Origin of the sequence: Bacteroides cellulosilyticus (assembly GCF_020091405.1) — a bacterium.
Lineage (GTDB): Bacteria > Bacteroidota > Bacteroidia > Bacteroidales > Bacteroidaceae > Bacteroides.
Genome location: NZ_CP081903.1, coordinates 3,912,706 through 3,925,592, shown reverse-complemented (window position 1 = coordinate 3,925,592; position 12,887 = coordinate 3,912,706). Strand labels below are relative to the sequence as shown.

At 44.7% G+C, this 12,887-nt stretch carries 13 protein-coding genes; 10 read left to right on the top strand and 3 right to left on the bottom strand.

Translation table 11 applies throughout. The annotated features are described in order from the left end of the window. Genes K6V21_RS14435 through K6V21_RS14415 form a run of 5 tightly spaced genes read left to right on the top strand, consistent with a single transcriptional unit; the run spans position 1 to position 3,808 of the window. Entirely contained in the window at positions 1-954 is a 954-nt protein-coding gene (locus K6V21_RS14435; RefSeq protein ID WP_217713878.1) for a glycosyltransferase family 2 protein, read from the top strand. Positions 955-957: 3 nt separating this feature from the next. Next, entirely contained in the window at positions 958-1,461 is a 504-nt protein-coding gene (locus K6V21_RS14430) for a DUF6452 family protein (protein WP_217713879.1), read from the top strand. Beyond that, on the top strand, positions 1,421-2,191 hold the full coding sequence (locus K6V21_RS14425) for a DUF6048 family protein (RefSeq protein WP_217713880.1): 771 nt from the start codon (positions 1,421-1,423) through the stop codon (positions 2,189-2,191). The genes K6V21_RS14430 and K6V21_RS14425 overlap by 41 nt, the downstream gene beginning before the upstream one ends. 3 nt (positions 2,192-2,194) lie before the next feature. Then, positions 2,195-2,776 carry a manganese efflux pump MntP family protein gene (locus K6V21_RS14420; RefSeq protein ID WP_217713881.1) on the top strand — a complete coding sequence of 194 codons (582 nt, stop codon included), beginning with the start codon at positions 2,195-2,197 and terminating at the stop codon, positions 2,774-2,776. A 9-nt stretch (positions 2,777-2,785) separates the two neighbouring features. Continuing rightward, positions 2,786-3,808 (top strand): FAD:protein FMN transferase, encoded by a 1,023-nt coding sequence (locus tag K6V21_RS14415; protein ID WP_224319046.1) that lies wholly within the window; start codon positions 2,786-2,788, stop codon positions 3,806-3,808. Positions 3,809-3,838: 30 nt separating this feature from the next. Here the strand turns inward: K6V21_RS14415 and K6V21_RS14410 are convergent, their stop codons facing one another. Together K6V21_RS14410 and K6V21_RS14405 are read right to left on the bottom strand one after the other, a co-directional pair. Further along, a complete protein-coding gene (locus K6V21_RS14410; RefSeq protein ID WP_224319045.1) occupies positions 3,839-4,207 on the bottom strand; it encodes a DMT family protein in 369 nt (122 codons plus the stop codon). Between the two features lie 30 nt (positions 4,208-4,237). Continuing rightward, positions 4,238-4,993: an ATP-binding protein gene (locus tag K6V21_RS14405; RefSeq protein ID WP_029427707.1), complete on the bottom strand. Its 756-nt coding sequence runs from the start codon at positions 4,991-4,993 to the stop codon at positions 4,238-4,240. Between the two features lie 232 nt (positions 4,994-5,225). On the opposite strand from K6V21_RS14405, the gene K6V21_RS14400 reads away from it, so the two are divergent. From K6V21_RS14400 to K6V21_RS14385, 4 genes are all read left to right on the top strand, one after another. Further along, positions 5,226-6,656 (top strand): tetratricopeptide repeat protein, encoded by a 1,431-nt coding sequence (locus K6V21_RS14400; RefSeq protein ID WP_217713885.1) that lies wholly within the window; start codon positions 5,226-5,228, stop codon positions 6,654-6,656. Positions 6,657-6,662: 6 nt separating this feature from the next. Then, positions 6,663-7,133: an NfeD family protein gene (locus K6V21_RS14395; RefSeq protein WP_007215881.1), complete on the top strand. Its 471-nt coding sequence runs from the start codon at positions 6,663-6,665 to the stop codon at positions 7,131-7,133. Positions 7,134-7,159: 26 nt separating this feature from the next. After that, a complete protein-coding gene (gene floA / locus K6V21_RS14390) occupies positions 7,160-8,161 on the top strand; it encodes a flotillin-like protein FloA (protein WP_007213154.1) in 1,002 nt (333 codons plus the stop codon). Positions 8,162-8,261: 100 nt separating this feature from the next. After that, entirely contained in the window at positions 8,262-9,140 is an 879-nt protein-coding gene (locus K6V21_RS14385) for a nucleoside phosphorylase (RefSeq protein ID WP_007215880.1), read from the top strand. 11 nt (positions 9,141-9,151) lie between these two features. Here K6V21_RS14385 and K6V21_RS14380 read toward each other — a convergent pair whose 3' ends face one another. After that, a complete protein-coding gene (locus tag K6V21_RS14380; protein ID WP_408912607.1) occupies positions 9,152-11,110 on the bottom strand; it encodes an ATP-binding protein in 1,959 nt (652 codons plus the stop codon). 113 nt (positions 11,111-11,223) lie between these two features. On the opposite strand from K6V21_RS14380, the gene mnmE reads away from it, so the two are divergent. Next, positions 11,224-12,621, top strand: a complete 1,398-nt coding sequence (gene mnmE / locus K6V21_RS14375; protein WP_224322047.1) for a tRNA uridine-5-carboxymethylaminomethyl(34) synthesis GTPase MnmE — start codon at positions 11,224-11,226, stop codon at positions 12,619-12,621. Positions 12,622-12,887 lie beyond the last annotated feature (266 nt).

Below are 12,887 nucleotides of genomic sequence, written 5' to 3'. Positions count from 1 at the left end.
ATGGATATTTCAGTTGTCGTTCCTTTATATAATGAAGAAGAATCACTTCCGGAACTGTACGCATGGATTGAACGGGTAATGAAAGCCAATGGTTTTTCATACGAAGTAATTTTCGTAAATGACGGAAGTACCGACCGTTCCTGGCAAATTATCGAAGAACTGAGCCGAAAATCGGATACCGTGCATGGCATCAAGTTCCGCCGTAACTATGGCAAATCGCCGGCATTGTACTGTGGCTTTGAGAAGGCACAGGGAGATGTAGTCATCACCATGGATGCAGATTTGCAGGATAGCCCGGACGAAATACCCGAACTGTACCGTATGATTACGGAAGACGGTTATGATCTGGTATCCGGATGGAAAAAGAAACGCTACGACCCACTTTCAAAAACCATTCCTACAAAAATATTCAATGCAACAGCTCGTAAAGTGTCGGGCATCAAGAACCTGCACGACTTTAACTGTGGATTGAAAGCCTACAAACTGGATGTGGTGAAGAACATCGAAGTGTACGGCGAAATGCACCGCTATATCCCCTACCTCGCCAAAAATGCCGGCTTCAAAAAAATCGGAGAAAAAGTAGTTCAGCACCAGGCACGTAAATTCGGAAAGACAAAGTTCGGCGGTTTAAACCGTTTCTTCAATGGATATCTGGATTTGATTTCACTTTGGTTCTTGTCAGCTTTCGGAGTAAAACCTATGCATTTTTTCGGGTTGCTCGGTTCACTGATGTTCATCTTCGGTTTTATTTCAGTGATTATTGTAGGAATCACGAAACTGTATAATATGTATAACGGAATGCCTTACCGCCTGGTTACGGACTCCCCCTACTTCTACTTATCACTGACCGCCATGATCATCGGAACTCAACTGTTCCTTGCAGGCTTCCTTGGCGAACTGATTTCGCGTAGTGCTCCTGAACGAAATAAATATCAAATAGAAAAAACAATATAGACTATGAAAAAATTAGTAAAACTGATATTGCTTTGTCTGATTGCTTATCCCATCATCAGCATCGTTTCTTCTTGTTCGGAAGAAGAAGACTGCTCCATGAATGCACGTCCGATGATGGAATGTTATCTATATACGGTGGACAGGGAAAGTAAAAGAGTGTTCAACGATACACTCGACTCGCTGACTATTACAGCATTCGATACAGACTCCGTCATTCTTAACAATCAGAAGAAAGTGCATTCGCTATCATTGCCTCTGCGCTATACAGCAGATTCTACCGTATTGATATTTCACTATAGCAAAGATCCCAAGATTAAAAAAGATACTATTATTATCTACCAAAAGAATACGCCCTATTTCCTGTCAATGGATTGCGGCTATCAGATGAAACAAAGCATCACAGGCGGAGCACACAGTCGCTATCTACTTGACTCCATATATATTCAAGAAAAAGAAGTAAGCATTTATGGAACGGAAAATCTTAAGCTCTTTTATCCTCAGCCTTAATCTGGCATTTTTCTTGCTGACAGGGCTCCCGGTACAGGCACAGAACAGCAACCGGCCTCCCGCTTCCAATCCGCCCAAGCAGGAGGAAAAGAAAGAAGCGGATGAGAATGTCTTCCCGCTATACAATGGCGTGACTGTCAGTGTGGACCTGTGGGGAATCGGAAGCAAAGTTCTGGGAGGTGATTTCTTAAGCTCGGAAGTAGCTGTTGACGTCAACCTTAAAAACCGTTTCTTCCCGATTGTGGAACTTGGATATGGCAGCACCGACGCATGGAATGATAACGGAACGAATTACAAAAGTAATGCACCTTATTTCCGTATCGGTATGAACTATAACGCTCTTTATAAAAAGAAGTTCGATAATTTCCTGTTTGTTGGCTTACGCTATGCAATGAGTAGCTTCAAATATGATATAACAGCTCTCCCCGTGACCGACCCCATTTTTGACGGAAGTATCGGAAACCCCAATCAAATGGATGGTATCTGGGGAGGAAGCGTACCATTCAACCATAAAGGAATGAAAGGTTCAATGCAATGGTTTGAATTCTGCGTTGGCATACGCGCACATATCTGGAAACAGTTCTACATGGGCTGGGGATTACGCTTCAAATTCCGCACAAGTTCATCAACCGGAGAATATGGTGATCCGTGGTATGTACCCGGATTCGGTAAATATGGCTCCAACACCATGGGTGTAACCTATACAATCACATATAAACTACCCTACTAAATTATGACCGGATTAGAGATTTGGCTTCTTGCCGTGGGACTCGCGATGGACTGTTTCGCAATTTCCATAGCCAGTGGTATTCTTCTGAAACGTACGCTATGGCGGCCCATGCTGACCATGGCTTTTTTCTTTGGATTATTCCAAGCTATCATGCCACTCCTCGGGTGGATAGGTGCCAGCACGTTCAGCCACCTGATAGAAAGTCTGGACCATTGGATTGCCTTCATCATCCTTGCTTTCCTGGGCGGACGCATGGTCAGAGAGTCTTTCAAAGACGAGGATTGCAAAAAAGAGTATGACCCGAAAAGTCTGAAAGTAGTGCTCGCATTAGCCATCGCAACCAGCATAGATGCACTGGCCATCGGTGTCTCATTTGCATTTCTAGGGATGCGGGATTTCTCGGAAATACTGGCACCTATTTCTGTTATCGGTTTCGTATCTTTCGTTATGTCCCTCATAGGATTACTGTTCGGTATCCGTTTTGGTTGCGGCATTGCACGAAAGTTGCGGGCAGAACTTTGGGGAGGTATTATCCTGATTATCATCGGAACAAAAATATTAATAGAACACTTGTTCTTCAGTTAAACTTCGCTTATGGAAAAGAAAGTACAGAGAAATTTCTTATGGATTGCCCTGCTTGTATTGGGAACAATCTGGATACTTGCACGTCATAACCGTACGCAACCTTATTATACAGTCAACGGACTGATATTCGGCACAGTTTATAATATAACTTATCAATATGACGGTGATCTGAAAGCTGAAATCGATGAAGAATTGAAGAGATTTGACGGTTCGCTATCTCCCTTCAATGATACGGCCACAATTACACGAATCAACCGTAATGAAGATATTGTACCGGATACCTTCTTTACAAATGTATTCCGTCGTAGTATGGAAATATCCAAAGAAACGAATGGTGCATTCGATATTACGGTTGCTCCACTGGCCAATGCCTGGGGGTTTGGTTTCAAGAAAGGCGCATTTCCTGACTCCGCTATGGTAGACAGCCTGCTGGAAATTACAGGATATACGAAAGTGAATCTGTCAGAAGAAGGTAAAGTAGTGAAACAGGATGAGCGCATGATGCTCTCATGTAGTGCAGTAGCCAAGGGATATGCAGTGGATGTAATAGCACAGTTTCTTGCAAAGAAAGGCATCAAAAATTTCATGGTAGATATAGGCGGAGAGATCGTAGCACGGGGAGAAAATCCCAAGAAAGATCTATGGCGTATTGGAATCAATAAGCCGGTTGATGATTCACTGTCCATTAATCAGGAGCTACAAACAGTACTGAATGTAACGGATGTGGGCATTGCAACCTCAGGCAATTATCGCAACTTCTATTATAGAGACGGAAAGAAATATGCACATACTATAGACCCAAGAACAGGATATCCCGTACAACACAATATCTTATCTGCCACTGTAGTAGCCAAAGACTGTATGAGTGCTGATGCTTATGCCACCGCATTCATGGTGATGGGACTGGAAGAAGCGGAACGCTTCGCCGATGCCCATCCGGATATCGATGCGTGCTTTATTTACACGGATGAGAATGGAGAACTTCAAACATACTATACGAAAGGGATGGAACGGTTTATAACAAATAAATGATAATTTAGCGGGCGGATGCCCGCTAAATTATCATTTATAGAATACAAAATACACTGCCAATACCAGGCAAATAAATGCCGCAAAATGATTCCAGTGCAGGCTTTCACCTTTAAAAAGGACAGTAGTAAATACAATGAAAACAATAAGAGTAATCACCTCCTGAATTATCTTCAACTGTATCAATGAAAAAGGACCGCCATTACCTATAAACCCAATACGGTTGGCCGGAACCAGACAGAAATACTCCGCAAGAGCGATGCTCCATGAAAATAAGATGATGGCATAAAGCGGCCAGTTTGTAATAATTCTCATGTCTTGCAACTTCAGATGACCATACCAGGCAAAAATCATAAAGACATTGGAGACAATTAAAAGCAGAATCGTATAAAGACCTTTCATTTCAGTTATGAATATTTAAGCGATGATTAATTAATCTAAATTACTAACTTTTTTAGGAAGAAGCTCTTCCTGAACATTTGCCATACTTCCCCAAAGACTATAACGAGCTTCCGGATTCATTTCTTCCAGTTGATGCAGAATGTCTTTCATATTGCTTCGATGGGATTGCGCTTCATAAGGGCAATTCTTCACCTGTTTCCGATATCCCCTTATCTGTGCCAGTTCCAGTAAATCAGACTCATGTACCAAGCACATCGGACGGATAATCGTCATATCGAACTTCTTCATTACCAAGCGAGGAGGCATGGAACTAAATGCGCCCTGAAAAGTGATATTCATCAATAATGTTTCCAGAATATCATCCATGTGATGTCCCAATGCTATTTTATTACAACCTTGTTCCTTGGCAACAGTAAACAACGCCTTACGCCGATTCCATGAACAAAGAAAACAAGGTGACTTACGCGTATCCGTACTTGCATCGAATTCCGTCTCATACAGTACGAAAGGGATATTCCACGACTCAACATACTCACGCAGATAGGCTAAATCACTCTGATAAGGTATATTCTTCATAACCACATGAACGGCAACCACGGAGAATCTGGGCTTAAAGACACGGGCGCGCTTCGCCAACAATTCCACCAATGCCAAAGAGTCTTTGCCACCGGAAAGCCCGATGAGGATTTTATCCCCATCCTCTATCAGCCCATATTCTACCAGTCCCTTGCTAAACCGCTTTTCTATGCGGCGGATGGTCTTCTCTTCTTCAGTAAATTGCGCCATAATGATTCAAAGCTACGAGTTACAAGCTACGAGCTACAAGCTATGAGCTACAAGTCCCATGCGGACGTTGCGCAACTACTTGTAGCTTGTAGCTCTTTTACTTTTTGTCCTGCAAAAGTAAGAGAAAAGAATGATTTAAAGAAGAATTAACATAATAGAATAACGGAAATCAGCATTATTCCCGATTAATTTGTATTTTTGAACATTCGAATTTGTAAGTTGGATAACTAGCATGAAAAAGAGATATATTTTACTCCTTCTATTTTGTCTCGTATTAGTCGGTGCATCGGCACAGACGTTGGAACAAGCTAAAGCTTTTTACAACAAGGGGCAGTACGAAAAAGCCAAACCCGTTTTCAAAAAATTCGTCAGGACACAACCGGCAAACGGAAATTATAATTTATGGTACGGTGTATGCTGCCTGGAAACAGGAGAACCTGACGTAGCCCTGAAATACCTGGAAACAGCCGTTAAGAAACGTATCCCCAGCGGACAACTGTATCTGGCACGAAATTATAACGACCTGTATCGTTTTGAAGATGCCATCAAGTGTTACGAAGAGTATATCAGTGATCTTTCCAAACGAAAAAGACCTACCGCAGAAGCTGAAAAACTTCTGGAAAAGAGCAAGACTAATCTCCGCATGCTAAAAGGCATTGAAGAAGTGTGCATTATCGATAGTATCGTAGTGGATAAAGACCGCTTTTTGGAAGCTTATAAAATCAGTCCGGAATCCGGTAAATTATTCACGTACAACGATTTCTTCCAGAATAAAGAAGAAATAGAAGCTACTGTATACGAAACTGAACTCGGTAATAAGATTTATTACGGTGAACGCCAGCCTGATGGCAAACTCAGCATCCTTGCCCGCAACAAGATGCAAGGCGAATGGAGTAAAGGCAGCCTATTGCCCGGTAGCATCAACGACTCCATCAACGCCAATTATCCGTACGTATTGACGGATGGTGCCACTATCTACTATGCCGCCGACGGTGAGAATTCAATAGGTGGATACGACATATTCGTTACCCGCTACAATACGAATACCAACACTTATCTGACTCCGGAGAATGTGGGCATGCCATTCAATTCTCCCTATAACGACTATATGTTTGCCATCGACGAGTTCAACAACCTCGGATGGTTTGCTTCCGATCGCTACCAGCCGGAAGGAAAAGTATGTATTTACGTATTTATTCCCAACTCTTCCAAACGGGTGTATAACTACGAAGCTATGGACAAGAAAAAAGTTGTCCGACTTGCTCAAATTCACTCCTTGAAAGATACATGGGTAGATCAGAATACAGTATCTGACGCCAAACGCCGTCTGCAAGCCGCTATCAGTGAAAAGCCACAAGCCGAACGGAGCTATGACTTTGAATTTGTAATTGATGACCACACTACGTATTATCAATGGAGTGATTTCAAATCTCCTCAGGCCAAAAGCTTATTCAGCAAATACCGCCAGTTGGAGAAAAGCTTCAGACAGCAGCAAAACAAATTGGAAGAGCAACGTTCCTTGTACTCCCGCGCCAAGGAAAGCGATAAAGGCAAACTGGCTCCCGCTATACTCGATCTGGAAAAGCAGATACAACAATTATCAGTTGAATTGGAGAAGGCCGCCATTGAAGTGCGTAATACAGAAAAACAATCCTTTAAATAGAAAACTATGGACATACTTATCATCATTGTACTCATTGTTGCGGCGGTTATCCTATTCTTGGTAGAACTGTTCGTCATCCCGGGCATCAGCATAGCCGGAATCCTGGCCGGAGCTTGCATGATCTATGCCAACTACTATGCCTTTGCCTATCTGGGTACAACGGCTGGTTTCATCACGCTCGGTGTATCGGCAATAGCCTGCATAGGTTCATTGATACTCTTCATGCGCTCCAAGACCTTGGATAAAGTGGCGTTAAAGAAGAATATCACATCGAAGGTAGACCGTACGGCCGCGGATCAAGTAAAAGTAGGCGATACGGGTGTGGCCATTACACGCCTGGCACTGATCGGCAATGCCGAAATAGACGGCAACATCGTGGAAGTGAAATCCATGGACGGATTTCTGAATGAAAAAACCCCTATCATTGTAAACCGTATAACGGACGGCGTTATCATGGTAGAAAAGAAAAAAGATTAATATTCACACTTAATATCTTATAAATCATGAACGTAGACACTATGTACCTAACTGCCTTTCTTGTGATAGGAGGCATTATCTTCATCGTACTGTTCTTCCACTATGTTCCTTTCTTCCTATGGTTGTCCGCCAAAGTTTCGGGAGTCAGGATTTCATTGGTGCAATTGTTTTTAATGCGTATCCGTAACGTACCTCCCTACATCATTGTACCGGGTATGATTGAAGCACACAAAGCCGGATTGAGCAACATTACCCGCGACGAGCTGGAAGCTCACTACCTGGCCGGTGGACACGTAGAAAGAGTGGTGCACGCCTTGGTATCCGCCTCTAAAGCTAATATTGAATTATCCTTCCAGATGGCTACCGCAATCGACCTTGCCGGACGTGATGTGTTCGAAGCCGTTCAGATGTCGGTAAACCCGAAGGTGATCGATACACCTCCGGTGACCGCCGTAGCTAAAGATGGTATCCAGTTGATAGCCAAAGCCCGTGTAACGGTACGCGCCAATATCCGCCAGTTGGTAGGTGGTGCCGGTGAAGACACTATTCTGGCCCGTGTAGGCGAAGGTATCGTATCTTCCATCGGTTCGTCCGAAAACCACAAGTCAGTATTGGAAAACCCGGATTCAATCTCCAAACTAGTGCTCCGCAAAGGTCTGGATGCCGGTACGGCTTTCGAAATCCTGTCCATTGATATCGCTGATATCGATATAGGTAAGAACATCGGTGCGGCTTTGCAGATAGACCAGGCAAATGCCGATAAGAATATCGCCCAGGCCAAAGCTGAGGAACGCCGTGCAATGGCCGTGGCCAGCGAACAGGAAATGAAGGCGAAAGCTCAGGAAGCACGCGCCAAGGTGATCGAGGCGGAAGCCGAAGTACCTAAGGCCATGGCAGAAGCATTCCGTAACGGTAATCTGGGCATCATGGATTATTATCGGATGAAGAACATCGAAGCTGATACTTCCATGCGTGAAACCATAGCCAAACCATCGGGAAACAACTCAAACCAGCCGTTGAGTAAATAACCGGTAGAATTATTGCTCCAGAAAAACGTCGGAACCGGTGAACAGTAATCCCGTTCCGGCGTTTTCTATTTATAAACGTATCAACCAAAAAATCCAGAATATGAAAAAGTATTTTGCATCTTCCGAACTTATTATCAATGATGACGGTTCAGTTTTTCATCTGCACGTAAAGCCTGAGTGGCTGGCAGACAAAGTAATCCTGGTGGGCGACCCTGGCAGAGTGGCACTGGTAGGCTCACACCTTGAGAATAAAGAATGTGAAGTGGAAAGCCGCGAGTTCAAAACCATTACAGGTACCTACAAGGGCAAACGCATCACGGTGGTTTCTACGGGTATTGGTTGCGACAACATCGATATTGTGATGAACGAACTGGACGCCTTGGCCAACATCGACTTCAACACACGTGAAGAAAAGCCCCAACTTCGCCAGTTAGAACTGGTACGTATCGGTACTTGTGGCGGTTTGCAACCGAATACGCCCGTAGGTACATTTATCTGCTCGCAAAAGTCCATTGGTTTCGACGGCCTGCTGAACTTCTATTCAGGGCGCAATGAAGTGTGCGACCTGCCATTTGAACGTGCATTCCTGAACCACATGGGATGGTCGGGAAATATGTGCGCACCTGCTCCGTACGTGATCGACGCCAATGCCGAACTGATAGAGCGCATTGCCGGAGACGATATGGTACGCGGTGTAACGATTGCCGCCGGTGGTTTCTTTGGTCCGCAAGGACGCGAACTACGTATTCCGCTGGCCGATCCGAAGCAAAATGAAAAGATCGAGAACTTTGAATACAATGGCTATCGCATTACGAACTTCGAGATGGAAAGCTCCGCACTGGCCGGTTTGAGCCGCCTGATGGGACATAAGGCGACCACGGTATGCATGGTCATAGCCAACCGGTTGATTAAAGAAGCCAATACGGGCTACAAGAATACGATTGACACATTGATAAAAACCGTACTGGACAGAATTTAAGAAACACCCACTCAAATATACTTGATGATTGTTTCCTTCAATCTTTCGTAAGTATATGGTTTGGCAATAATATCATTGCATCCGGCGGCTAATGCTTGTTGTTGTTCTATCAGAAAAGCATTGGCCGTCACCGCAACAATAGGCAGATCGATGTCGATGGTACGTATCTTTTCCGTAGCCTGAATACCGTTCATCACTGGCATGCGGATGTCCATCAATATCAGGTCGGGACGCTCGCGCAAGAAACTATTTACGGCCTCTTCGCCATTGGTAACCCACGAAATGGTGTAGTCCTTCTTCAGCAAAATGTTTATCTGCATAAAGTTAGACTCCGTATCTTCGGCTATCAAAATTTTCTTCCTGCCGTCTGATCTTCGCTCTACGTGGGCATTGATCTCAACAGGTTCACCATCCGCTCCCAACACAAACTGACGGTAAGGAAGGGTCATCACGAAAGTGCTCCCCACTCCTACTTCGGACTCTACGGAAATCTTTCCTCCCAATCTCTCCACGATGCTCTGGCAGATGGGAAGCCCCAGACCTGTGCCCTGAACAAAATCGTTCAGCTTTTCGAAACGGTTGAAAATCAAGGGCAATTTCTCCTTTGCAATGCCGCAACCGGTATCCGTTACATAAACCTTCAACCATTCTCCGCAGGCTTCCAACCCCAGGGTGATGGCCCCTTCATGGGTATTCTTAATGGCATTGGAGAGGAAGTTGAACAGCACTTGCGTAATCCTATTCCGGTCCACCATAATCCAGATTTCTTCATCGGGACGTATCACATTCAGTCGGATGCCTGTTTTCATTTTCAGGCGATGCACTTTCTCCACTTCGTCAATCAGTCCGGTCATTTCGACCAACTGGAAGTTCATTTCCGATTTTCCCGACTCGATGCGGGAAAGGTCCAGAATGTCATTTATGAGTTGCAACAACAGGTTGCTATTCTTTTGAATGATGTTCAGGTATTCGGCTTTCTCCACTTCATCTTCCGTCAAAGCTATGATTTCAGAGAATCCCACGATAGCATTCAAAGGAGTGCGGATCTCGTGGCTCATATTGGCCAGAAACACCGATTTCATGCGGTCAGCCTCTTCTGCCCGTTGCTTCGCCTCGATGAGTTCATTGGAGCGTTGCACCCTGTCACCGATATCGTGTATCAATGCCATCACTTTATTATCTTCGAACGGAGCGATGCGTGCCTGGAAATAATGTCTTTCGCAATCATCCACATCCAGAGGATACTCTATCTCCTTCAACTCCCCGTCTTCGAGGCATTGACGTATGTTCCGTAGAAACAGGTCGCTGACTTCGGGAGAATAGATAGTGCGCCCGTCCGCTCCCCGTAGCTGTTCAACGGGATGGAGCAAAATGGTGTCAGAAGACATTAACACGTCGGTGATGAAGAAATCCTGATCCAAAATAAATATAAATTCAGGCAATGCCTGTATTATCTTCCGGTTTCGCTCTTCCACGCGCGATATGTGTGCTTCGCGCTCGCACTGCCCGGTGACGTTCACGGTATAGCATAAGAGCCTTTCCAGATTTCCACTTTTATCTTTCTCTACAGATAAGAGGTGGTCCTCCAACCAGACTATTTCGCCATGCGCGCCTACGCAACGCACCCGTAAGACATTGGACTCATCAAAGCCATCCAATTTCTTTTGAAAGCCATCCAACGACACCAAATGCTTATCATCGGGATGCACAAAGCTACAGAACTCTTCCAAATTCTGATAACGGATGCCGACTTTATCCAAGCCTAAACTTTCGAAATATTCCTGAGTGAAAGTGCACTCAAAGGTATTGATATTTATCTCCCAAAGAGCAATTTGATGGGCAGCCAGAACGGAGTTGACCTTCAATAATTTCTCTTTCAGTAGTTCCGTGTTCTCGTCTTTCTCGGTAGTATGAGAAGCGGAATCATGCATTTTTATTTTGTCTTGCGCCATAATAACAAAGTGTATCATGTAAAGGCTACGAAAATTGAGCAAATGTAATAAAAAAGAGTAAGTAATATACAATCGCGTTCTTTTTTTTACCCCAAAAGGCTATCTTTGCAACGCAAATAACAATTTTTATGATGAATCAGGATACCATCTGTGCCATTGCCACGGCCCAAGGAGGAGCAATCGGAAGCATTCGCGTCTCAGGAGCGGACGCCATTCGTATCACCAGCCGCATTTTCACCCCGGCAAAATCCGGTAAAACGCTGGCGAATTGCAAACCTTATACACTGACTTTCGGGAAGATACACGATGGCGAGGAAATCATCGACGAGGTTCTTGTCAGCCTGTTTCGCGCCCCGCACTCTTACACGGGCGAAGATAGTACGGAGATCACCTGCCACGGTTCGAGCTATATCTTGCAACAGGTTTTGCAATTGCTCATCAAGCACGGTTGCCGCCTGGCGGGACCGGGGGAATACACGCAACGCGCCTTTCTCAATGGCAAGATGGATTTGAGCCAGGCCGAAGCCGTGGCGGACCTGATTGCTTCTTCGTCTGCCGCCACCCACCGCCTTGCCATGAGCCAGATGCGTGGCGGATTCAGCAAGGAGCTTACGGAGCTACGCAACCAGTTGCTACACTTCACTTCACTGATTGAGCTGGAACTGGATTTCAGCGACCATGAAGAGTTGGAGTTTGCGGACAGAACGGAGCTTTGCCGATTGGCGGATCATATCGAGGGGGTCATTTCCCGACTGGTACATTCGTTCAGCGTAGGAAATGCGATCAAAAACGGCGTACCGGTAGCCATCATCGGCGAAACGAATGCCGGGAAATCAACGCTCCTCAATGTATTGCTGAACGAGGACAAGGCTATCGTGAGCGACATTCACGGCACTACACGCGATGTGATTGAAGATACGACCAATATCGGCGGTATTACTTTCCGTTTCATTGACACGGCAGGTATCCGCGAGACCAATGATACGATTGAGAGTCTGGGCATAGAGCGCACGTTCCAAAAACTGGAACAAGCGGAGATTGTGCTTTGGATGATTGATGCAACGGACGCAACGTCGCAAATGAATCAGCTATCGGGGCAGATACTTCCGCGCCTGGAAAGAAAGCATTTGATATTGGTATTCAACAAAGCGGATTTGTTGGGCACGGCTCATTCTGATGAGGTGCTGTCTGCGGCCTCTTCCATCATTCCTGACGCCGAATGTATTTTTATTTCCGCCAAGAAAAGGCAAAATACGGATGTGCTTCAAAAGAAACTTATAGCCGCCGCCAATCTGCCTACGATAACCCAGAACGACGTGATAGTGACCAATGCCCGCCATTACGAAGCCCTTACGCATGCTTTAGAAGCCATCGAACGCGTACAACAGGGATTGGCAAACAATCTTTCCGGGGACTTCGTGGCCCAGGACATCAGGGAGTGCATCTTCCATTTGAGCGACATTGCGGGGGAGGTGACGAATGATATGGTGCTACAAAATATATTTCAGCACTTCTGCATCGGCAAATAGTAGTATATAACTTATTGATTATCAACATATTATACAATATACAATAGAAAGTAAAAGAAGAAACAGTCCAACTTAGATGACATTGATAATCAACACATTAAATGCAAAGGAATAATAAAGTATTGTATCAATTTTTCATGATTTTGTCCCCCGTTTGTTCCCTGAACGGATACAAGGGACAAAATTCTGTCCCTCATACAATTTAACAGTGATAAATAGGCAAATTTTATCAGTGCCACTAAAACTTATCCAAATTACAGATAATA

Bases quoted from the DNA above. Each gene is read 5' to 3' on its own strand.
- K6V21_RS14385 (WP_007215880.1), top strand. From the start codon at position 8,262: ATGAAAAAGTATTTTGCATCTTCCGAACTTATTATCAATGATGACGGT.
- K6V21_RS14395 (WP_007215881.1), top strand. From the start codon at position 6,663: ATGGACATACTTATCATCATTGTACTCATTGTTGCGGCGGTTATCCTA.
- K6V21_RS14405 (WP_029427707.1), bottom strand. From the start codon at position 4,993: ATGGCGCAATTTACTGAAGAAGAGAAGACCATCCGCCGCATAGAAAAG.
- K6V21_RS14430 (WP_217713879.1), top strand. From the start codon at position 958: ATGAAAAAATTAGTAAAACTGATATTGCTTTGTCTGATTGCTTATCCC.
- K6V21_RS14400 (WP_217713885.1), top strand. From the start codon at position 5,226: ATGAAAAAGAGATATATTTTACTCCTTCTATTTTGTCTCGTATTAGTC.
- K6V21_RS14435 (WP_217713878.1), top strand. From the start codon at position 1: ATGGATATTTCAGTTGTCGTTCCTTTATATAATGAAGAAGAATCACTT.
- K6V21_RS14410 (WP_224319045.1), bottom strand. From the start codon at position 4,207: ATGAAAGGTCTTTATACGATTCTGCTTTTAATTGTCTCCAATGTCTTT.
- mnmE (WP_224322047.1), top strand. From the start codon at position 11,224: ATGAATCAGGATACCATCTGTGCCATTGCCACGGCCCAAGGAGGAGCA.
- K6V21_RS14380 (WP_408912607.1), bottom strand. From the start codon at position 11,110: ATGATACACTTTGTTATTATGGCGCAAGACAAAATAAAAATGCATGAT.
- K6V21_RS14415 (WP_224319046.1), top strand. From the start codon at position 2,786: ATGGAAAAGAAAGTACAGAGAAATTTCTTATGGATTGCCCTGCTTGTA.
- K6V21_RS14425 (WP_217713880.1), top strand. From the start codon at position 1,421: ATGGAACGGAAAATCTTAAGCTCTTTTATCCTCAGCCTTAATCTGGCA.
- K6V21_RS14420 (WP_217713881.1), top strand. From the start codon at position 2,195: ATGACCGGATTAGAGATTTGGCTTCTTGCCGTGGGACTCGCGATGGAC.
- floA (WP_007213154.1), top strand. From the start codon at position 7,160: ATGAACGTAGACACTATGTACCTAACTGCCTTTCTTGTGATAGGAGGC.